This window comes from Pseudomonas sp. BF-R-26 (assembly GCF_019947395.1).
GTDB classification, from domain to species: Bacteria; Pseudomonadota; Gammaproteobacteria; order Pseudomonadales; family Pseudomonadaceae; genus Aquipseudomonas; species Aquipseudomonas farris.
The window spans coordinates 98,539-120,594 of sequence record NZ_JAGYGK010000002.1 but is presented as its reverse complement, the minus strand read 5'-3'; the positions used below and the strand labels follow the sequence as shown (position 1 = coordinate 120,594).

Below are 22,056 nucleotides of genomic sequence, written 5' to 3'. Positions count from 1 at the left end.
CTCACCACAGGCCACATTTGTCCTGTGATCGACACAAAACTAATGGGCGCGCGATTATAGAGACGCACACCGCGTAAACAAAAACACCGCCCGAAGGCGGTGTCGTTGTCAGAGGCTGTTACGAGGCAATCAATTGCCGCAACACGTAATGCAAAATCCCTCCGGCCTTGAAGTACTCCACTTCATTGAGGGTATCGATCCGGCACAACACCTCTATCTTTTCCTTGCTGCCGTCTTCACGGGTGACAACCAGCGTCAGGTTCATCCGCGGAGTCAATTCGACGCCAGTGAGGCCAAGGATATCCAGAGTTTCCCTGCCAGTGAGGTTCAGGCTCTTGCGGTTCTGATCCAGTTTGAACTGCAACGGCAATACGCCCATGCCCACCAGATTGGAACGGTGGATCCGCTCGAAGCTCTCGGCGATGACTGCTTTCACGCCCAGCAAATTGGTGCCCTTGGCCGCCCAGTCGCGGCTCGAACCGGTGCCGTATTCTTGCCCGGCGATCACCACCAGTGGCGTACCTGACGCTTGATAACGCATGGCCGCGTCGTAGATCGGCAGCTTCTCCCCGGTCGGCATATAAATCGTGTTGCCGCCTTCTTCACCGCCGAGCATCTCGTTGCGAATCCGGATGTTGGCGAAGGTGCCACGCATCATCACTTGATGGTTGCCGCGACGCGAGCCGTAGGAGTTGAAGTCCCGCGGCTCCACCCCTTGCTCGCGCAGGTAATGGCCGGCAGGGCTGTCAGCCTTGATGTTGCCGGCCGGGGAGATGTGGTCGGTGGTCACCGAATCACCGAGCAGCGCGAGGACTTTCGCTCCTTCGACGTCCTTGACCACCGGCGCAGGGCCGCCGATGTCATCGAAGAATGGCGGATGCTGGATATACGTCGAATCGTTGTTCCAGACATAAGTCGCCGCCTGCGGCACTTCGATCGCCTGCCACTGCTCGTCGCCGGCAAACACTTCGGCGTACTCCTTGTGGAACATCGCAGTGTTCACCTGAGTCACCGCGTCGGCGATTTCTTTGGTACTCGGCCAAATGTCTCGCAGATAAACCGGGTGGCCGTCCTTGTCGTTGCCCAACGGTTCGCTGCTGATGTCGATGCGCACCGTGCCGGCCAATGCATAGGCCACGACCAGTGGCGGGGAGGCCAGCCAGTTGGTTTTCACCAGCGGATGTACGCGACCTTCGAAGTTGCGGTTGCCCGAGAGCACCGAGGCAACCGTCAGATCGGCTTTCTGAATGGCTTTTTCGATCGGCTCCGGCAACGGTCCGGAGTTGCCGATGCAGGTGGTGCAGCCATAACCGACTAGCGCAAAACCGAGTTCATCAAGGTATTGGGTCAGGCCCGCTGCCTTGTAGTAGTCGGTGACCACTTTCGAGCCAGGGGCCAGCGAACTCTTGACCCAAGGTTTGCGCTTGAGGCCTTTCTCTATGGCTTTCTTCGCCACCAGACCCGCGGCCATCATCACGCTGGGGTTGGAGGTGTTGGTGCAAGAGGTGATCGCGGCGATCACCACCGCGCCGTTTTTCAGCCGATATGTGCGGCCTTCGTGGTCGTAGTCCGTTTCGCCGACCAGATCGGCGTTGCCCACCGCGACGCCACCGCCACCCTCGCTTTCGAGGCGACCTTCTTCCTTGCTGGAGGGTTTGAATTGCAGGCCGAGAAAGTCAGTGAACGCTTGCGCGACATTCGGCAGCGAGACGCGGTCCTGCGGGCGTTTCGGCCCGGCGAGGCAGGCCTCGACGCTGCCCATGTCCAAGGCCAGACTGTCGGTGAACACCGGCTCTTTGCCGGGCAGGCGCCACAGACCCTGGATCTTGCTGTAGGCCTCCACCAGTTTCACGGTTTCCGGTGTGCGGCCGGACAGGCGCAAGTACTCCAGTGTCACCTCGTCCACCGGGAAGAAGCCGCAGGTGGCGCCATATTCCGGGGCCATGTTGGCGATGGTCGCGCGGTCGGCCAGCGGCAGGTCGGCGAGGCCGTCGCCGTAGAACTCGACGAATTTCCCGACCACACCTTTTTTGCGCAGCATCTGGGTCACCGTCAGCACCAGGTCGGTGGCGGTGATGCCTTCCTTGAGCTTGCCGGTGAGTTTGAAACCGATCACTTCCGGGATCAGCATCGACACCGGTTGGCCAAGCATCGCTGCTTCCGCTTCGATCCCGCCCACACCCCAGCCGAGCACGCCGAGGCCGTTGATCATGGTGGTGTGGGAGTCGGTGCCAACTAGGGTGTCGGGGAAAGCATAGGTGCGCCCATCCTCATCCTTGGTCCAGACTGTGCGGCCCAAGTACTCAAGGTTGACCTGATGGCAGATGCCGGTGCCCGGTGGCACCACGCTGAAATTGTCGAAGGCGCTCTGGCCCCAGCGCAGGAAGGCGTAACGCTCGTGGTTACGCTGCATTTCGATGTCGACGTTCTGTTCGAAGGCGCTTGAGCTGGCGTACTTGTCGACCATCACCGAGTGGTCGATCACCAGGTCCACCGGCGACAGCGGATTGATTCGCTGCGGGTCGCCACCGGCCTTGGCCATGGCGGCGCGCATGGCGGCCAGGTCGACCACGGCGGGAACGCCGGTAAAGTCCTGCATTAATACCCGCGCGGGCCGGTACTGGATTTCGCGATCGGAGCGACGCTCCTTGAGCCAAGCGGCAATCGCCTTGAGGTCGGCGCCGGTAACGGTTTTCTCGTCCTCCCAGCGCAGCAGGTTTTCCAGCAACACTTTCAACGACATCGGCAGCTTGTCGAGATCGCCCAGGCTTTTGGCGGCTTCGGGCAGGCTGAAATAGTGGTAGGTCTTGTCGTCGACTTGTAAGGTTTTAAGGGTGTTCAGGCTATCGAGGGACGGCATTGCGATCACTCCTTTAAGTCCGCACGGCTACGGACTGAGGGGACGGACAGAGCATTAAAGCTAGCCCTGTTTTCAGTAGCTGGCTAATAACTGGACTCTATGGACAAGTCCAAGGTTCCGAACTCGGCTATCATGCGCCGGTTTTCGTGACAGGCTTTGCTTCAACGCAAGTCTGGGCATCGCGCAGTGGCTGAATTCTTCGCCAACTGCCCAGGAGTAAGAATGAACACCCTCTTTATGCATTGCCGGCCGGGCTTCGAAAGCGAAGTCTGTTCCGAGATTTCCGAACATGCCGCGCGGCTGAACGTGGCCGGCTATGCCAAGGCCAAGACCGCCAGCGCCTGCGCCGAATTTATCTGCACCGAAGAAGACGGCGCCGAGCGCCTAATGCGTGGCCAGCGTTTCTCTGACCTGATCTTCCCTCGCCAGTGGGCTCGCGGGATCTTCATCGATCTGCCGGAAACCGACCGCATCAGCGTGATCCTTGCGCACATGGCGGACTTCCCGCTGTGCGGCAGCCTGTGGCTGGAAATGGTCGACACCAACGATGGCAAAGAGCTGTCGAACTTCTGCAAGAAATTCGAAGGCCACCTGCGCAAGGCGCTGATGGCGGCCGGCAAACTGGTGGAAGACGCCCACAAGCCACGGCTGTTGCTGACCTTCAAGAGTGGTCGCGAAGTGTTCATGGGCCTGGCGGAATCGAATAATTCGGCGATGTGGCCGATGGGCATTCCACGCCTGAAATTCCCGCGTGAAGCGCCGAGCCGTTCGACCCTCAAGCTGGAAGAGGCCTGGCACCATTTCATCCCCCGGGACCAGTGGGACGAGCGCCTGCACAGCGACATGACCGGTGTCGACCTCGGCGCTGCGCCCGGTGGCTGGACCTGGCAGCTGGTCAACCGCGGCATGCTGGTGACCGCCATCGACAACGGCCCGATGGCCGAAAGCCTGATGGACACCGGTTTGGTGCAGCACTTGATGGCCGACGGTTTCACCTTCAAGCCCAAGCAACCGGTCGACTGGATGGTCTGCGATATCGTCGAGAAACCGGCGCGCAACGCGGCGATGCTGGAAGAATGGATTGGCGAGGGGCATTGCCGGGAAGCGGTGGTCAACCTCAAGCTGCCGATGAAACAGCGTTATGCCGAAGTGAAGCGCTTGCTGGAACGTATTGCCGACGGGTTCAAGGCGCGGGGCATTCGGGTCGAGATTGGCTGCAAGCAGCTGTATCACGATCGTGAGGAAGTGACCTGCCATTTGCGCCGATTGGACGTGAAGAAACCGAAATCCCGTTAAAGTACACGGACTCTGTGGGAGCGGGCTTGCCCGCGATGAGGCCGGTACATTCAGCATTTATGCTGGCTCATCAACCGCTATCGCGGGCAAGCCCGCTCCCACAGGTACGGTGTACGCGACAGATGACCGAACACCCGGCAATGCGCGACAATGCCGGCAAGTTTCAGGAGTAAATCATGAGTGAAATGATCGATACGCCGGTAGACGGCACCCTCGACGCCACCGGCCTCAATTGCCCGGAACCGGTGATGATGCTGCACCAGCACATCCGTGACCTGGTGCCCGGCGGCCTGCTGAAGGTGATCGCCACCGACCCGTCGACCCGTCGCGACATCCCCAAGTTTTGCGTGTTTCTCGACCACGAACTGGTCGCGCAGCACGAAGAGGCAGGCACCTACCTCTACTGGATCCGTAAGAAACTCGCCTAACCCGCCGAACGACTGATGCGGATCCGCTTGCGTGCACTGCGCGTCAGGCGGATCGACAGCATCAGCGCCGCGCAACTCAAACCGACGATCAAACCCTGCCACAGCCCGCTCGGGCCGCTCGGCGCACCGAGCCAGTCGGTCAGGCCCAGGGCGTAACCCACCGGCAAACCAATCCCCCAGTACGCGAACAATGTCAGGATCATCGTCACCCGCGTGTCCTGATAGCCGCGCAGTGCGCCCGCCGCCGTCACCTGGATCGCATCGGAAAACTGGAACAGCGCCGAATACACGATCAGCATTGCCGCCACCTGAATCACCGTCGGGTCGGCGGTGTAAATCGCAGCGATGGGTTCACGCAGCAACAGCATCATGCTCGCCGACAGGCACGCATACGCCAGGGCGGTGCCCATGCCGACACCGGCGGCGAAGCGGGCTTCGCGTGGTTCCTCACGGCCGAGTGCCTGGCCGACTCGCACGGTCACGGCCATGCCGAGGGAGTAGGGGATCATGAACACCAGCGAGCTGAAGTTAAGCGCGATCTGGTGCCCGGCGACCACGGTGGCGCCGAGGCTGCCGATCAGCAGGGCAATCACGGCGAAGATGCTCGACTCGGCGAACACCGCAATGCCGATCGGCAGGCCGATGCCCAGCAGACGCTTGATCACCGACCACTGCGGCCAGTCGAAACGGCTGAACAACTCACTCGACTGATAGGCCGGCGCCCAGCGCTCCCAGCCGGCCATGCCCAGCGCCATCACCCACATTACGATCGCCGTGGCCCAGCCGCAGCCGACGCCACCCATGGCCGGCACACCAAAGTGGCCATAGATGAAGATGTAATTGAGCGGAATATTCAGTGCCAACCCGCACAGGCCAAGGACCATGGCCGGGCGGGTGCGACCCAGGCCGTCACTGAAGCAGCGCAGCACGTGATAGAACGCGACGGCAGGTAGGCCGCTGGCGATGCCGTGCAGATACTGCATGCATGGGCCGATCAATTCGGGATCGACCTTCATGATGTGCAGGATCGGTTCGGCGCTGAACAGCATGCCGGTCGCCATCAAACCCACCACCAGCGCCAGCCACAACGCCTGGCGCACGATCGGGCCAATCTCGCTGTGAGTGCCAGCGCCGAAGCGCTGGGCGACTTTCGGCGTGGTGGCCAGCAGTGTGCCGGTCATCAGCAGAAACACCGGCACCCAGATCGAGTTGCCCAGCGCGACGGCCGCCAGATCTCGAGGCCCGACCCGACCGGCCATCACCGCATCGACGAAGCCCATGGCGGTGGTCGCCAGTTGCGCGATCATGATCGGCAACGCCAGGCCGAGCAGGTTTTTAAGCTCCAGGCGAACCCGGGCCGGGCGATTGAGGGAAATAGCGGAGGGGCGGTCAGTCACGGAATTCAAGGCGAAACGTCCAAAAGGGTTTTGATGCGCAGGCGGCGCATTCTACGCCTTGACGCAGTGGTCAGGAAAAGTCCTGTGTTGCGGATTTGTAAATGGTTTTCGGACGTTGCGATATTCCCTGTGGGAGCGGGCTTGCTCGCGAAGGGGGAGTGTCAGTTGACATCAATGTTGCCTGACGCACCGCTTTCGCGAGCAAGCCCGCTCCCACAGGATGAGTGGTCCCTTCACATTTAAGGTGAACAATGCCTGCTGGCCCATCACGGCCATCTCCGCCTACACTGCCGATCCGCCAAAGGAGCCTGCCATGCTGATTGTTGCCGACGAAAATATCCCGCTGCTCGATGCCTTCTTCGCAGGTTTCGGTGAAATCCGCCGGGTGCCTGGACGTGCCATCGACCGCGCCACTGTCGAGCAGGCCGATGTGCTGTTGGTGCGCTCGGTGACCAACGTCAACCGCGAATTGCTCGAAGGCAGCAAGGTGCGCTTTGTCGGCACCTGCACCATCGGCACCGATCATCTGGATCTGGATTACTTTCAGCAGGCCGATATCACCTGGTCCAGCGCGCCAGGTTGCAATGCCCGGGGTGTGGTCGATTACGTGCTGGGCAGCCTGTTGACCCTGGCCGAAATCGAAGGTGCCGACCTGACTCGGCGCACCTACGGTGTGGTCGGTGCCGGCGAAGTGGGCGGGCGGCTGATCAAGGTTCTGCAAGGTCTGGGCTGGAACGTGCTGGTCTGCGATCCCCCCCGGCAAGCCGCTGAAGGGGGCGATTACGTCAGCCTTGAGCAGATCATCGAACAATGCGACGTCATCAGTCTGCACACCCCGCTGGACAAGCAAGGCCTTCAGGCGACCTGGCATCTGTTCGATAAAACCCGCTTGAACCAGCTCAAGCCTGGCACCTGGCTGATCAACGCCAGTCGTGGCCCGGTCATCGACAACGCCGCCCTGCGCCAGGTGCTGTTGCAGCGTGAAGATCTGCAAGCGGTGCTGGATGTCTGGGAGGCTGAGCCTGAGGTCGATGTGGCACTGGCTGAGTTGTGTGTGTTGGCGACGCCGCACATTGCCGGTTACAGCCTCGACGGCAAACAGCGCGGGACGGCGCAGATCTATCAGGCGTTTTGCGAATTCCTCGGGCAACCGGAACAGGTCCACCTGAGCGACTTGCTGCCAGCCCCTTGGCTGTCGGCAGTGACGCTGAACGCTGACAGCGATCCGGCCTGGGCACTGGCGATGTTGTGCCGTGGCGTGTACGACCCGCGCCGTGACGACGCGGATTTCCGTCGCAGCCTTGTAGGCAACGTGAGCGAGCAGCGCGCGGCGTTCGATGCGCTACGCAAGCATTACCCGCTGCGGCGTGAGATCGATGGGTTGAAGGTGCGGATCGAGGGGGATTCGCCGGCATTGCAGCAGATTGTGGCGGCGTTGGGTGCTTCGGCTGTCTGAGTGCCGCGTTGGCCTTATCGCGGGCAAGCCACGCTCCCACAGGTCATGCGTCAATTTTGAAATCGCGGTAATCCTGTGGGAGCGGGCTTGCCCGCGATAGGGTGCGCAGCACCCTCAAAAGGCGCCCATAAAAAACCCGGCTAAAAGAGCCGGGCCAAGAAGACGGTGGCTATATCACTCTTGTTCGGCAGGCTTGACCAATCGCTTTTCCAGTTCGCGGCAAGCGTCCTGGATCATGTTTTCAGTGATCGGTACTTCGTGCCCATCCTTATCAATAATCGAGCAACCCAGAGACTGGTCTGGCTGCGTGCGGATCACTGGAATCTTGTCATCGCTGCTGTTTTGCAAGGACATGGCCTGTCTCCTCATCAGGTTGTGTGCTTACTGTAGAACCGCCAGGTGACCGGGCTGTGACAACTCCCTGCGATCTTCAGGTCGGCATCCTCAGTCCATCAGAAATACCCTGACGTTTCCACCCGGACTTTAGACCAATAATCTCTAGCCACTAGTCTTGGCGGTCATAATTAACCTGACTCATTATGATTTACAGCGTTCAATCCCATGACCGGTGTAGGCTTGGTCGAGTTAAAACCATTGGTTGCGCCATCGGATGATCTTCATGCTCTCTTCCCGTCACCGCCGCGCCATTCGTCTGGCCAGTCGTTTCCTCGCACCTTATCGCTGGCCGGCTTTGGGTGCCTTGCTGGCGTTGATCGTCACTGCCGGCATCACCTTGTCCATGGGGCAGGGGATTCGTCTGTTGGTGGATCAGGGTTTCATGACCCGGTCGCCGCATTTGCTCAACCGATCCATCGGCGTGTTCATGCTGCTGGTGGTCGGTCTGGCGATTGGCACTTTTGCACGGTTTTACCTGGTGTCGTGGATCGGCGAGCGCGTTGTCGCCGACATCCGCCGTCGGGTGTTCAACCATCTGGTCTACCTGCATCCGGGGTTCTATGAAGACAACCGCAGCTCCGAGATCCAGTCGCGGCTGACCGCAGACACCACGCTGCTGCAATCGGTAATCGGCTCTTCGCTGTCGCTGTTCCTGCGTAATGGGCTGATGGTGATCGGCGGGATTGTCTTGCTGTTCATCACCAACCCCAAACTCACCAGCATCGTGGTAGTCGCGTTGCCGCTGGTGGTCGCGCCGATCCTGATTTTTGGTCGCCGGGTGCGCACTCTGTCACGTCTGAGCCAGGACCGGATTGCCGATATCGGCAGCTATGTCTCCGAAACCCTGAGTCAGATCAAAACCGTGCAGGCCTACAACCATCAGGTTCAGGACGAGCAGCGTTTTGCCACAACCGTGGAAGAGGCTTTCAATACCGCCCGCAAGCGCATTTTCCAGCGGGCCTGGCTGATTACCCTGGTGATCTTGTTGGTGTTGGGCGCGGTCGGGGTAATGCTCTGGGTCGGTGGCATGGATGTCATCGCCGGGCGGATTTCTGCGGGTGAGCTGGCAGCATTCGTTTTTTACAGCCTGATCGTCGGCGGTGCCTTCGGCACGTTGAGTGAGGTGATCGGCGAACTGCAGCGTGCAGCAGGGGCGGCGGAGCGGATTGCCGAGTTATTGCGTTCGGAAAACATCATCCAGCCACCGACCCAGGGCCTGGTGACGTTGCCTGAACGGGTGAAGGGCGATCTGGTGCTGCAAGATGTGCGCTTTTCCTACCCGTCGCGTCCGCAAAGCTATGCCGTCGATGGTCTGAGTCTGACGATCAACGCCGGCGAAACGCTCGCATTGGTCGGGCCGTCCGGTGCCGGCAAGTCGACGGTGTATGACCTGCTATTGCGCTTTTACGACCCCATCGAAGGACACATCCTGTTGGACGGCGTGCCGCTGACCCAACTCGACCCTCTGGATCTGCGTCGCTGCTTCGCCCTCGTCTCGCAGTCCCCGGCGCTGTTCTTCGGCAGCATCGAAGAGAACATTCGCTACGGCCGCCCGACGGCGACTTTGGCCCAGGTCCAGGAAGCCGCGAAAATCGCCTATGCCCACGACTTCATCGAGCAAATGCCCAACGGCTACCAGACTCATCTCGGCGACGCTGGCCTCGGTTTGTCCGGCGGGCAACGCCAGCGCCTGGCTATCGCCCGGGCGCTGCTGGTGGACGCGCCGATCCTGCTGCTGGACGAAGCCACCAGTGCCCTCGACGCCCAGAGCGAGCACCTGATCCAGCAAGCCCTGCCCAGCCTGATGAAAAATCGCACCACACTGGTCATCGCCCACCGATTGGCCACAGTGAAAAACGCCGACAGGATCGCAGTGATGGACCAAGGGAAACTGGTGGCGGTGGGGACGCATCAGGAGTTGATTGCGAGTAATGCGCTGTATGCACGGCTGGCGGCGTTGCAGTTTAGTGATGGGCGCCATGCCCCAACCGATCAAGTAACCGACTAAGTAACCGACCCAGTAGAGCACCATAAAAAATGCCCGCATCAATCGATGCGGGCATTTTTGTCAGCGTTTTAAAGCAGGCTCATTGATCGTCGAAATACCGTTCATGCCAATCCACCAGCGGTTGTGGTGAGTTGAGCTTCTGGCCGTAAATCACCGAGTACGACAGCACGTTTTGCACGTATTGCCGGGTTTCGTCGAACGGGATGCTTTCCACCCACACATCGAAGCTCAGGTGATCGGCGCCACGCAGCCATTGACGTACGCGGCCGGGACCGGCGTTGTAGGCGGCGGAGGCGAGGACGCGGTTGCCGTTGAACTGGCTGTGGACCTGGCTCAGGTAAGCGGCACCGAGCTGGATGTTCTTGTCCGGATCGAACACTTGCTGCGGCGAAGCGAGGGGAATGCTGAACTTGCGCGCAGTTTCCTTGGCGGTGCCGGGCATTAGTTGCATCAGGCCGCTGGCTCCGACGCCGGAGCGTGCATCGGCCATGAAGGCGCTTTCTTGCCGGGTGATGGCGAATACCCAGCTCGAGTGCAGGCCACGGACCTTGGCTTCACGGACCAGGGTTTCGCGGTGGGCCATCGGGAAGCGAATATCCAGGTCGTCCCAGTACTTCGCCTGACTGATGGTGCGGATCGCCGGGAAATACCATTTCAGGTCGTAAGCCAGTTTCGCCTGGGCGACCATTTCGTCACGGCTGAAGTGCCGGCTGACGTGGTACCACTCGCGACGACCGTCGACGATCTGCCCGCGTGCATGGAATTCCAGGGCGCGTCGTATGCCGGGGGTGTTACGCACCTTGTTGATCAGCGCCTGACTGAGCAGCAGCGGTTTGTTGTTCAGCGAATAGGGGGATTGCGAGCGATCGGCCGCCAGGAAACCGTAGAAGTCGCGCTCGCGAGCCAGGCCCTTGTAAAGCGTCTGTGCTTCCGGATTCTGCGGCTGCGCCAGCTCCAGGCTACGAGCCTGCCAGTAACGCCAGCGGTTGGTGGTGGCCAGCTCCTGAGGCAGGCGGCGGGTCAGCTGATAGGCGTCGTCCCAGCGGGCCAGACGCAATAGCAGGCGCAAGCGCCATTCGGAAACGGTGTTGTCCCGCAGCTCCGGGTCGTATTTGGTCATCACGTCCAGCGCGCGGCTGTCGAAACGACGAGCGAGGGTCAGCCCGATTTCCCGGGCAATCGCGACTTTTTCGTCACGGGAGAAGTGCATGCTGCTGGCGTAGCCGTCGAGCAGGGCCATGGCCTTGTCCGGATCCTGACGAGCCAGGCGGCGCAGGCCGAGGCTGACGATGTCGGACATCGGTTCATCGGCCGGGGTGAAGCGCGACGGCTGATCGAGCAACTCGGGTTTTTGCGCCACATCCACCAGCAGGCGACCGCGCGGGGCGAGTGTCGTCAGGCCATTGATCAGGCTGTTGGCCAGCGGATAGTTGCGCGCCTGGGCGGCGAGCTTGGTGCGTTCCCAGCGTTTCTGTTCAGTCAGTTGGCCATCGGCGGCCCACATGCCGAACACACCATCGCAAGCGTCGGGTTGGGTTTTGCCGGTCAGCCAGAGTTTATCGGCGTTGGCGTAGCCTTCGGCCTTGCGGTTATTGCTGATCTGATACTGCGCGTTCAGGCAGTCCAGTTCGGTGAAATTGAGTTTGGGGTCATAATATTTAACGAAGGTTGCCCAATCGCCGCGTTCGGTCAGCCAGCGTAGCCAGCGCAACTTCATCCAGTTGGCTTGCGGCAGGTCACCGTGCTCGGCGAGGAATTTCTCGATTTCGGCGTTGCTCGCGGTTTTCAGTCGCGCGGTCAGCTCGTCATAGGCCAGGTAGGGTTCCAGCGGATAATCGGCAAGCGCCTGGCTATAACGGAAATAAGGGCCGGAATCGCCCTTGGCCAAGGCACGCTTGGCTTCATCGTAATATTGGCGTTGGGTAGACAAGTCCACCGCCTGAGCGGATTGAGCGGCAGCGGCAGTAAGAAGCAAGCATGAAAAAAGACTGAAAAGGCGACTGCGCATGAGGCATCCGGACAGAGAAATCGTGACATGTGCCGGCAACGCCCGCACCTAATATATGTAGCTTAGCCTTTTGCCACCAACCGGCGAAAGCTTTGCCGGGCTGCCGGCACAAGTTCGCAACAATTATTAGTCAGAGTGCTGTCGTAGCGAAATTGCCGGCCTTCTGAAGCCTCAAGTCAGGTAGAATGCGCGCCCGGTTTTTGGAGAAGCTCATGACCCTGCTCAAATTCAGCGATGTGTCCCTTGCTTTCGGCGCTATGCCGTTGTTGGACAAGGTGTCCTGGCAGATCGCCCGTGGTGAGCGGGTGTGCATCATCGGCCGCAATGGCACTGGCAAGTCCAGCATGATGAAGCTCGTCAAGGGCGACCAGAAGCCTGATGAGGGCTCTGTTTGGCGCGCACCTGGCCTAAAAATTGGCGAATTGCCGCAAGAATTGCCGGTAGCCGACGAGCGGACCGTGTTCGACGTGGTTGCCGAAGGCCTGGACGGTGTCGGCGAGCTGCTCGCGCAGTATCACCACCTGAGCCAGAACATCGTCACCGACGCCGATCTGGACAAGCTGATGCATGTCCAGCACGACCTCGAAGCCCGCGACGGCTGGCGTTTGCAGCAACTGGTCGACAGCACCTTGAGCCGCTTGCAACTGCCGGCCGACAAGACCCTCGCCGAATTGTCCGGCGGCTGGCGTCGCCGCGTCCTGCTGGCTCAGGCCCTGGTTTCCGAACCGGATCTGCTGCTGCTCGACGAACCGACCAACCACCTGGACATCGGTGCAATTGCCTGGCTCGAAGAAGCGCTGAAGGATTTCCAGGGCGCCGTGTTGTTCATCACGCACGACCGTTCATTCCTGCAGAACCTTGCGACCCGCATCCTCGAACTGGATCGTGGCGGCCTGATCGACTGGAACGGCGACTACGCCAGTTTCCTCGTGCACAAAGAGGCGACTCTGGCTGCTGAAGAAACCGCCAACGCGCTGTTCGACAAGAAACTGGCCCAGGAAGAAGTCTGGATCCGCCAGGGCATCAAGGCGCGTCGCACCCGTAACGAAGGCCGTGTTCGCGCATTGAAAGCATTGCGCGTTGAGCGTAGCGAGCGTCGTGAGCGCACCGGCAAGGCCAATATTCAGCTGGATACCGCCGACAAGTCCGGCAAGCAGGTCATGGTCCTCGAGAACGTGAGCTTTGCTCACCCGGGTGGCCCGTTCCTGATCAAGGATTTCTCGATGGTCCTGACGCGCGGCGACCGTATCGGTCTGCTCGGCGCCAACGGTACCGGCAAGACCACGCTGCTCAAGCTGATGCTCAGCGGCCTGCAGCCAACCAGCGGCACAGTGGAAGAGGGGACGCGCATCGACGTGGCCTACTTCGACCAGTTGCGCCATCAGCTGGACCTGGAAAAGACCGTGATCGACAACGTGGCCGAAGGTCGCGACTTTATCGATATCGATGGTCAGAGCCGCCACGTGCTGAGCTACCTCGGCGACTTCCTGTTCAGCCCGCAGCGTGCCCGCACGCCGGTCAAGGCGCTGTCCGGTGGTGAGCGTGCCCGTCTGTTGCTGGCCAAACTTTTCAGCAAACCGGCGAACCTGCTGGTACTCGACGAACCGACCAACGACCTGGACGTGGAAACCCTCGAGCTGCTGGAAGAGGTCTTGCTGACCTTCAACGGCACCGTGCTGATGGTCAGCCACGACCGGGCATTCCTCGACAACGTGGTCACCAGCACCCTGGTCTTCGAAGGCGAAGGCAAGGTTCGCGAATACGTCGGTGGTTATCAGGACTGGCTGCGTCAGGGCGGCTCGCCGCGGCTGTTGGGCGTGACCGAGAGCAAATCCGGCAAGGCCGACCTGAACTCGGCTGTCGTCACTGCTGAACCAGTGCCAGTCGCTGCGGTGGTAGAGACGCCGGTGGCAAAGAAGAAGCTCAGCTACAAGTTGCAGCGTGAGCTGGAAATGTTGCCGAGTCAGATCGAAGCCATGGAGCAGCAGATCGTAGTGGTTGAAGCGCAGATGGCGGATGCCGGCTTCTATCAGCGTCCTGCTGCCGAAACGGCTGCGGTGATCGCTCAGCTGGAGCAGTTGCAGGCTGAGCTCGACGTGATGGTCGAGCGCTGGGCCGAGCTGGATGCCTGATTGATCCGGCGATAAAAAAGCCCGACTTCGGTAACTCGAATGTCGGGCTTTTTTCCTACAGGGGTTTTGTGTTGTCAGCTTTTGATCAGGCGCACCGCCAGCACATCGCAAGGCGCGCCGTGCAGTACGTCATTGGCGGTGGAGCCGAGCAGCAATGCCAGGCCATGTCGGCCATGACTGCCCACCACGATCAGGTCGCACGTTTGCTCCTTGGCGAGGTGGTGAATCTCCTGACGCGGCTGGCCGTAGGTCAAGTGACTGTATTCCTTGGAGAGTTCCGGGTATTTCACGATCAATCGCTCAAGGCGCTCTTTGGCTTGATCGAACTGTTGCTGTTGCAACTGGGAGAGGTCCATCGGCACGTCGCCACCAAAGGCCATGGCCATCGGTTCGACGATATGCACCAGGGACAGCTTCGCGCCATTGCTCACCGAGAGTTCGCGAGCTCGGTGGATTACAGGATCGCACTCTTCGGTTAGATCTACAGCGACCAGAATATGGTGGTAGGGCATGAGGTGCTCCTCCTGGGGATTGCAATATTGGTAAGTATGGCTGGTTTCAAGCGCATTGGTTTCAAAGTGACTCAATGGGCTCATCAAGAATCGGGAGTACAGATATGACGGTCTGGATAGTGGTGTCAATCCTGCTGGTGGTCTTGAGCCCGCTGGCATGGTTGCGACCGTCTCGTACTCAGAGCGGGCGCATGGCCCTGCGCATGGAGGCGCGGCGCATTGGCCTGGCCATGCAGCTGGCGCCCCAGGAATGGCCGCACTGGCTGAGCGAGGAGCCGCCGAGCCCTTGTGCCCAGTACCATCGGCCGCGCCGTGGCACGCGACCGGCGTGCTGGAGTTATTGGCAGAAGGCGCCGGGCGTGTGGGTCAATCAGTGGCAGGAGGTCTGTGAGGATGGGATGCTGCTGAATCATTTCGAAAAATTGCCTGCCAACGTCTACAAGGTCGAGGCAGACAAGCAAATGATTGCCCTCTATTGGGGTGAGAAGGGCGAGGCCGAGGTTCTGCAACAGATCGATGCCACGCTGAAAGCACTTGCCTGAGACTGATCCCTGTCGTGCGTCGTCGCGTGACAGACAGACAATAAAAAGCCCGACATCATCATCGGGCTGAGGTTGGCCAGGCAGGCCGGTAATTCTTTGTGCGCTGATCTTACGCTGGGCATTCGTCAAAGCGTTCAAATTTTTTCTTCAAGGTCCCGCCAGCGTAGCTTGTTAAACACAGGCTGCCGCTAATTAGGGCGACTTTTCTAACTATTGATTCTATGAATGGCCTCACATGCATCAGCGTGTTGCAGCGCTTCGTGGTACGGAAGTGACCGGAAAGTCGCGTTTCAACCAGTATTTTGGGCGATTGACAATTGCCGGAAATTCCGTGAAGGTGACATACCCAAATCAAACGGGCGTATGAATTGAGCGTTTGTATTACAGAGCGCTCCTACAGAATCCCGACTATCGCGTTGGCGGGTGTGCCGGGTGAATTGGCGTAGCATCGACGATAAACGTCCTTGCCGAGCCAGTCGCCTGCGTCCGACGTGTACTGTTCAGCTTCCATATCGTGGAGATCAGTTGATGATTTACGAAGGTAAAGCCATCACGGTTAAGGCTCTTGAAAGTGGCATCGTCGAATTGAAATTCGACCTCAAGGGTGAGTCCGTCAACAAGTTCAACCGTCTTACCCTGAACGAACTGCGTCAGGCTGTAGACACCATCAAGGCAGATGCTTCGATCAAGGGTGTGATCGTCAGCAGTGGCAAGGACGTGTTCATCGTCGGCGCCGACATCACCGAATTCGTCGACAACTTCAAGCTGCCGGATGCAGAGCTTGTTGCTGGTAACCTCGAAGCCAACAAGATTTTCAGCGATTTCGAAGACCTCAACGTCCCGACTGTCGCCGCTATCAATGGCATCGCGCTGGGTGGCGGTCTGGAAATGTGCCTGGCGGCAGATTTCCGCGTCATGGCCAATACCGCCAAAATCGGTCTGCCAGAAGTCAAACTGGGCATCTACCCGGGCTTCGGCGGTACTGTGCGTTTGCCGCGCATCATCGGTGCTGACAACGCCATCGAGTGGATTGCTGCCGGTAAGGAAAACCGCGCTGAAGACGCGCTGAAAGTCGGTGCCGTCGACGCCGTGGTCGCACCAGAGAAATTGCAGGAAGCGGCTCTGAACCTGGTCAAGGGCGCCATCTCCGGTGAATTTGACTACAAGGCCAAGCGTCAGCCGAAGCTCGAAAAGCTCAAGCTCAACGCCATCGAACAAATGATGTCGTTCGAAACCGCCAAGGGTTTCGTGGCCGGTCAAGCGGGCCCGAACTACCCGGCACCGGTTGAGGCGATCAAGACCATCCAGAAAGCCGCGAACTTCGGTCGCGACAAGGCGCTGGAAGTCGAAGCCACCGGTTTCGTCAAACTGGCCAAGACCTCTGCCGCGCAGAGCTTGATCGGTCTGTTCCTGAACGATCAGGAGCTGAAGAAAAAGGCCAAGGCCTACGATGAAATCGCCAAGGACGTGAAGCAGGCCGCCGTATTGGGCGCTGGCATCATGGGTGGTGGTATTGCTTATCAGTCGGCCTCCAAAGGTACGCCGATCCTGATGAAAGACATCAACGAGCACGGCATCGAGCAAGGTCTGGCCGAAGCCGCCAAGCTGCTGGTGGGCCGCGTTGATAAAGGTCGCATGACCCCGGCGAAAATGGCTGAAGTGCTCAACGGCATTCGTCCGACCCTGTCCTACGGTGATTTCGGTCACGTCGACCTGGTCGTCGAAGCCGTTGTCGAGAACCCGAAGGTCAAGCAAGCCGTTCTGGCCGAAGTCGAAGACAAGGTCAAAGAGGACACCATCCTCGCGTCCAACACCTCGACCATTTCCATCACCTTGCTGGCCAAAGCCCTCAAGCGTCCGGAAAACTTCGTCGGCATGCACTTCTTCAACCCGGTGCACATGATGCCGCTGGTTGAAGTGATCCGTGGCGAGAAGTCTAGCGAAGTGGCCGTTGCCACCACCGTTGCCTACGCCAAGAAAATGGGCAAGAACCCGATCGTCGTCAACGACTGCCCAGGCTTCCTGGTCAACCGCGTGCTGTTCCCGTACTTCGGCGGTTTCGCCAAACTGGTCAGCGCCGGCGTGGACTTCGTCCGCATCGACAAGGTCATGGAAAAATTCGGCTGGCCGATGGGCCCGGCGTACCTGATGGACGTGGTCGGCATCGACACCGGTCACCACGGTCGCGATGTAATGGCTGAAGGCTTCCCGGATCGCATGAAGGACGATCGCCGTTCGGCCGTCGACGTGCTCTACGAAGCCAAGCGTCTGGGCCAGAAGAATGGCAAGGGCTTCTACGCCTACGAGACCGACAAGCGCGGCAAGCAGAAGAAAGTCGCCGATCCTTCGGTACTGGAAGTGCTCAAGCCAATCGTGTTCGAACAGCGCGAAGTCACTGACGAAGACATCATCAACTGGATGATGATCCCGCTGTGCCTGGAAACCGTGCGTTGCCTGGAAGACGGCATCGTCGAAACCGCCGCCGAAGCCGACATGGGCCTGGTCTACGGTATTGGTTTCCCTCCATTCCGTGGCGGTGCGCTGCGCTACATCGACTCGATCGGTGTTGCAGAGTTCGTTGCCCTGGCTGACCAGTACGCTGATTTGGGCGCGCTGTACCACCCGACCGCGAAGCTGCGTGAAATGGCCAAAAACGGTCAGAGCTTCTTCGGTTAAGCGCCCACACTAGAGCGAGAGTGAAAGTATATGAGCTTGAATCCTAGAGACGTCGTGATTGTCGACTTCGGTCGTACACCGATGGGCCGCTCCAAGGGCGGCATGCACCGCAACACCCGCGCCGAAGACATGTCGGCGCACCTGATCAGCAAATTGCTGGAACGCAACGTCAAGGTCGACCCGAGCGAAGTTGAAGACGTGATCTGGGGCTGTGTGAACCAGACCCTGGAGCAGGGCTGGAACATCGCCCGCATGGCGTCCCTGATGACGCAGATCCCGCACACCGCGGCCGGCCAGACCGTCAGCCGTCTGTGTGGCTCGTCGATGAGTGCTCTGCACACCGCTGCGCAAGCGATCATGACCGGTAACGGTGACGTGTTCGTGGTTGGTGGCGTCGAGCATATGGGTCACGTGAGCATGATGCACGGTGTCGATCCGAACCCGCACATGTCCCTGTACGCGGCGAAAGCCTCGGGCATGATGGGCCTGACCGCAGAAATGCTCGGCAAGATGCACGGCATTACTCGCGAACAACAGGACGCTTTTGGCGTGCGCTCCCACCAGCTCGCCCACAAGGCGACTCTGGAAGGCAAGTTCAAAGACGAAATCATCCCGATGCAGGGCTACGACGAGAACGGTTTCCTGAAACTGTTCGACTACGACGAAACCATTCGTCCGGAAACCACCCTGGAAAGCCTGGCAGCTCTGAAGCCAGCGTTTAATCCGAAGGGCGGCACCGTGACAGCCGGTACTTCGTCGCAGATCACCGACGGTGCTTCGTGCATGATCGTGATGTCGGCGCAGCGTGCCCAAGACCTGGGCATCCAGCCGATGGCGGTGATTCGTTCGATGGCAGTGGCAGGTGTGGACCCGGCGATCATGGGCTATGGTCCAGTACCGGCAACGCAGAAAGCACTGAAGCGCGCGGGTCTTGGTATCAACGATATCGACTTCTTCGAGCTCAACGAAGCTTTCGCCGCACAGGCGCTGCCAGTGCTGAAAGATTTGAAAGTGCTCGACAAGATGAGCGAGAAGGTTAACCTGCACGGCGGCGCGATCGCCCTGGGTCACCCGTTCGGTTGCTCCGGTGCCCGTATCTCCGGCACTTTGCTGAACGTGATGAAGCAGAATGGCGGCACCTTCGGGGTAGCTACCATGTGCATTGGTCTCGGCCAAGGCATCTCCACCGTCTTCGAACGCGTTTAAGCGTTTCGCTGATGGAAGCCGGGGCCAAGTGCCCCGGTTTTTGTTTTTCCGGATTTATTTTGTTTTTATTTTGAAAAAATTTGAGTGAGGGCCAAAGCATGCCGATACAACCTGGGCTCTACGAACATTACAAAGGTCCGCAGTACCGCGTATTCGCGGTTGCGCGGCATTCGGAAACCGAAGAGGAAGTGGTCTTTTACCAAGCCCTGTATGGCGATTACGGCTTTTGGGTGCGCCCCTTGAGCATGTTCCTGGAGTCGGTCGAGGTTGACGGCGAACAGGTGCCACGCTTTGCTTTGGTACAAGCCGAACCGAGCGTTTTTCCGCAGTCATAAGGGGAGTGCGCGCAGAACCCTGCGCTTGACCTCACCTTGTAGCCACTATATATAGCGGTGCCGCGTCAGGCGCCAACCGCCTTTCACTTCTAGAATTCAGGAATTTTCTGATCCATGGGCAAATCGCTGGTCATTGTGGAATCCCCGGCTAAGGCCAAGACCATCAACAAGTATCTGGGTAACCAATACGTGGTGAAGTCGAGTATCGGCCATATCCGAGACCTGCCCACCAGCGGTTCGGCTAGCGCCAGCAAAGAGCCTGCCGCCAAGCGCGGCAAGGCCGCCGCAGGTGAAGGTCCGGTGCTCACGCCGAAAGAGAAAGCGCGCAAGCAGCTGGTCTCTCGCATGGGTGTCGATCCCGATCATGGCTGGAAAGCCAAGTACGAGATCCTCCCGGGCAAGGAAAAAGTCATCGAAGAGCTGCGCCGGCTCGCCAAAGATGCTGACACCATCTATCTCGCAACCGACTTGGATCGCGAGGGGGAAGCCATTGCCTGGCACCTGCGCGAAGCCATCGGTGGTGACGACAGCCGCTACAAGCGCGTGGTGTTCAACGAAATCACCAAGAAAGCGATCCAGGAAGCCTTCTCCAAACCGGGCGAGCTGGACATCGATCGAGTAAACGCCCAGCAGGCGCGTCGCTTCCTCGACCGCGTGGTGGGTTACATGGTTTCGCCGCTGCTGTGGGCCAAGGTCGCCCGTGGCCTGTCCGCCGGTCGCGTGCAATCGGTTGCCGTGAAGCTGGTGGTCGAGCGTGAGCGTGAAATTCGCGCGTTCAACCCGGAAGAGTACTGGGAAGTTCATGCCGACCTCGGCACCGCCAAGGGCGCGACCGTGCGTTTCGACGTGGCCCGCGAGAAAGGCGAAGCCTTCAAGCCGCTGAACGAAGCCCAGGCCATGGCCGCGCTGGAAAAGCTCAAGGCTTCCAGCTACAGCATCGTCAAGCGCGAAGACAAACCGACCAGCAGCAAGCCGTCGGCACCGTTCATCACCTCCACCCTGCAACAGGCCGCGAGTAACCGCCTGGGCTTCGGTGTGAAGAAAACCATGATGATGGCCCAGCGTTTGTACGAAGCCGGCTACATCACGTATATGCGTACCGACTCCACCAACCTCTCGGTTGATGCCGTGGCGATGGCGCGTACTTATATTGAAGGTGAGTTCGGCAAGAAGTACCTGCCGGAAAACCCGAACGTCTATAGCAGCAAGGAAGGCGCACAAGAGGCTCACGAAGCGATTCGTCCGTCCGATGCCAATACCGAGCCAAGCAAGCTATCGGGCATGGAGCGTGATGCTGAGCGGCTTTACGAGCTGATCTGGCGCCAGTTCCTGGCCTGCCAGATGCTGCCGGCGCAATACCTGTCGACCACAGTCACCGTTGGTGCCGGCGACTTCGAGCTGCGTGCCAAGGGCCGCATCCTGAAGTTCGACGGTTACACCCGCGTCATGCCGCAAATTGCCAAGCCTGGCGATGACGACGTGCTGCCGGACATGGCCCAGGGCGACGCGATGAAGCTGATCAAGCTTGATCCGACCCAGCACTTCACCAAGCCGCCGGCGCGTTACTCGGAAGCGAGCCTGGTTAAAGAAATGGAAAAACGCGGCATCGGTCGTCCTTCGACCTACGCGGCGATCATTTCGACCATCCAGGACCGCGGCTACGTTGCGCTGCACAACCGTCGTTTCTATTCGGAAAAGATGGGCGACATCGTCACCGAGCGTCTGGCCGAGAGCTTCTCCAATCTCATGGACTACGGCTTCACCGCCGGCATGGAAGAGAACCTCGATGACGTGGCTCAGGGCGAACGCGACTGGAAAAACGTGCTCGACGAGTTCTACGGCGACTTCAAGAAGAAACTCGAAGTAGCCGAAAGTGCCGAAGGCGGCATGCGCGCCAATCAGCCGGTGATGACTGACATTCCGTGCGTGTTGTGCGGTCGTCCGATGCAGATCCGTACTGCTTCGACGGGCGTATTCCTCGGTTGCTCGGGCTATAGCCTGCCGCCGAAAGAGCGCTGCAAAGCCACCGTCAACCTGGTGCCGGGCGATGAAATCGCCGCGGACGACGAGGGTGAGTCTGAGTCGCTGGTACTGCGTGGCAAGCATCGCTGCCCGATCTGCAGCACGGCCATGGACGCTTACCTGCTCGACGAGAAGCGCAAGCTGCACATCTGCGGTAACAACCCGGATTGCTCTGGCTACGAAATCGAAGAGGGCACCTACCGCATCAAGGGTTATGAAGGCCCGAGCCTGGAATGCGACAAGTGCGGCAGCGAGATGCAGCTCAAGACCGGCCGTTTCGGCAAGTTCTTCGGTTGCACCAACGCCACCTGCAAGAACACCCGCAAGCTGCTGAAAAGCGGTGACGCGGCGCCGCCGAAGATGGATCCGGTGAAGATGCCTGAGCTCAAATGCGAAAAGGTCAACGACACCTACATCCTGCGCGACGGTGCTTCCGGCTTGTTCCTGGCGGCCAGCCAGTTCCCGAAAAATCGCGAGACCCGTGCTCCGTTGGTCATGGAGATCGTGCCGCACAAGGATGAGATCGATCCGAAGTATCACTTCCTCTGCGAAGCGCCGAAGAAAGATCCGGACGGTCTCCCAGCAGTGATCCGTTACAGCCGCAAGACCAAAGAGCAGTACGTGCAGACAGAGGTCGACGGTAAGCCGACTGGCTGGAAAGCGTATTACGACGGCGGCAAGTGGACGGTTGAAGACAAGCGTCCATCAGCCAAGGCTTAAAAGGCTGTACACAAAAGGCCGCATGACAACTCTCGGGTTTTCATGCGGCCTTTTGTTTTGGG

15 protein-coding genes are annotated in these 22,056 nt (G+C 59.6%); 10 read left to right on the top strand and 5 right to left on the bottom strand.

The features are described 5' to 3' along the window. Positions 1 to 118 precede the first annotated feature (118 nt). A complete protein-coding gene (acnA, locus tag KGB18_RS02725) occupies positions 119 to 2,860 on the bottom strand; it encodes an aconitate hydratase AcnA (protein WP_223569349.1) in 2,742 nt (913 codons plus the stop codon). A 222-nt stretch (positions 2,861 to 3,082) separates the two neighbouring features. On the opposite strand from acnA, the gene rlmM reads away from it, so the two are divergent. Continuing rightward, entirely contained in the window at positions 3,083 to 4,156 is a 1,074-nt protein-coding gene (gene rlmM, locus KGB18_RS02720; RefSeq protein WP_123720871.1) for a 23S rRNA (cytidine(2498)-2'-O)-methyltransferase RlmM, read from the top strand. Positions 4,157 to 4,332: 176 nt separating this feature from the next. Continuing rightward, positions 4,333 to 4,584 carry a sulfurtransferase TusA gene (gene tusA, locus KGB18_RS02715; protein ID WP_007907805.1) on the top strand — a complete coding sequence of 84 codons (252 nt, stop codon included), beginning with the start codon at positions 4,333 to 4,335 and terminating at the stop codon, positions 4,582 to 4,584. Here the strand turns inward: tusA and KGB18_RS02710 are convergent. Then, complete coding sequence (locus tag KGB18_RS02710) at positions 4,581 to 5,990, bottom strand: MATE family efflux transporter (RefSeq protein WP_038979966.1); 1,410 nt, start codon at positions 5,988 to 5,990, stop codon at positions 4,581 to 4,583. The two genes, tusA and KGB18_RS02710, sit on opposite strands and share 4 nt — an antisense overlap. 304 nt (positions 5,991 to 6,294) lie before the next feature. On the opposite strand from KGB18_RS02710, the gene pdxB reads away from it, so the two are divergent. Next, positions 6,295 to 7,437, top strand: coding sequence for a 4-phosphoerythronate dehydrogenase PdxB (gene pdxB / locus KGB18_RS02705; protein ID WP_123720872.1), 1,143 nt, complete (start codon positions 6,295 to 6,297; stop codon positions 7,435 to 7,437). Between the two features lie 174 nt (positions 7,438 to 7,611). Here pdxB and KGB18_RS02700 read toward each other — a convergent pair whose 3' ends face one another. Continuing rightward, the gene (locus tag KGB18_RS02700; protein ID WP_007907798.1) at positions 7,612 to 7,791 is read right to left on the bottom strand and encodes a PA1571 family protein; all 180 of its coding nucleotides are present in this window, start codon (positions 7,789 to 7,791) and stop codon (positions 7,612 to 7,614) included. 265 nt (positions 7,792 to 8,056) lie between these two features. On the opposite strand from KGB18_RS02700, the gene KGB18_RS02695 reads away from it, so the two are divergent. Then, on the top strand, positions 8,057 to 9,841 hold the full coding sequence (locus tag KGB18_RS02695) for an ABC transporter transmembrane domain-containing protein (protein WP_411736810.1): 1,785 nt from the start codon (positions 8,057 to 8,059) through the stop codon (positions 9,839 to 9,841). 79 nt (positions 9,842 to 9,920) lie between these two features. Here the strand turns inward: KGB18_RS02695 and KGB18_RS02690 are convergent, their stop codons facing one another. Next, entirely contained in the window at positions 9,921 to 11,849 is a 1,929-nt protein-coding gene (locus KGB18_RS02690; protein ID WP_201059252.1) for a transglycosylase SLT domain-containing protein, read from the bottom strand. A 212-nt stretch (positions 11,850 to 12,061) separates the two neighbouring features. On the opposite strand from KGB18_RS02690, the gene KGB18_RS02685 reads away from it, so the two are divergent. After that, positions 12,062 to 13,981 carry an ATP-binding cassette domain-containing protein gene (locus KGB18_RS02685; RefSeq protein ID WP_223569347.1) on the top strand — a complete coding sequence of 640 codons (1,920 nt, stop codon included), beginning with the start codon at positions 12,062 to 12,064 and terminating at the stop codon, positions 13,979 to 13,981. Positions 13,982 to 14,055: 74 nt separating this feature from the next. Here KGB18_RS02685 and KGB18_RS02680 read toward each other — a convergent pair whose 3' ends face one another. After that, positions 14,056 to 14,493 (bottom strand): universal stress protein, encoded by a 438-nt coding sequence (locus KGB18_RS02680; protein ID WP_030128421.1) that lies wholly within the window; start codon positions 14,491 to 14,493, stop codon positions 14,056 to 14,058. A gap of 104 nt (positions 14,494 to 14,597) precedes the next feature. Between KGB18_RS02680 and KGB18_RS02675 the strand changes: the two genes are divergently transcribed. The 5 genes from KGB18_RS02675 to topA all read left to right on the top strand — a co-directional run bounded on the left by KGB18_RS02675 (position 14,598) and on the right by topA (position 21,994). Then, entirely contained in the window at positions 14,598 to 15,035 is a 438-nt protein-coding gene (locus tag KGB18_RS02675; protein ID WP_008007072.1) for a hypothetical protein, read from the top strand. Positions 15,036 to 15,563: 528 nt separating this feature from the next. After that, positions 15,564 to 17,711: a fatty acid oxidation complex subunit alpha FadB gene (gene fadB, locus KGB18_RS02670; protein ID WP_123720875.1), complete on the top strand. Its 2,148-nt coding sequence runs from the start codon at positions 15,564 to 15,566 to the stop codon at positions 17,709 to 17,711. 30 nt (positions 17,712 to 17,741) lie between these two features. Beyond that, entirely contained in the window at positions 17,742 to 18,917 is a 1,176-nt protein-coding gene (fadA, locus tag KGB18_RS02665; RefSeq protein ID WP_123720876.1) for an acetyl-CoA C-acyltransferase FadA, read from the top strand. Positions 18,918 to 19,015: 98 nt separating this feature from the next. Beyond that, entirely contained in the window at positions 19,016 to 19,252 is a 237-nt protein-coding gene (locus KGB18_RS02660) for a DUF1653 domain-containing protein (RefSeq protein WP_008007078.1), read from the top strand. 114 nt (positions 19,253 to 19,366) lie between these two features. Continuing rightward, positions 19,367 to 21,994, top strand: coding sequence for a type I DNA topoisomerase (gene topA, locus KGB18_RS02655; RefSeq protein WP_052965460.1), 2,628 nt, complete (start codon positions 19,367 to 19,369; stop codon positions 21,992 to 21,994). Positions 21,995 to 22,056 lie beyond the last annotated feature (62 nt).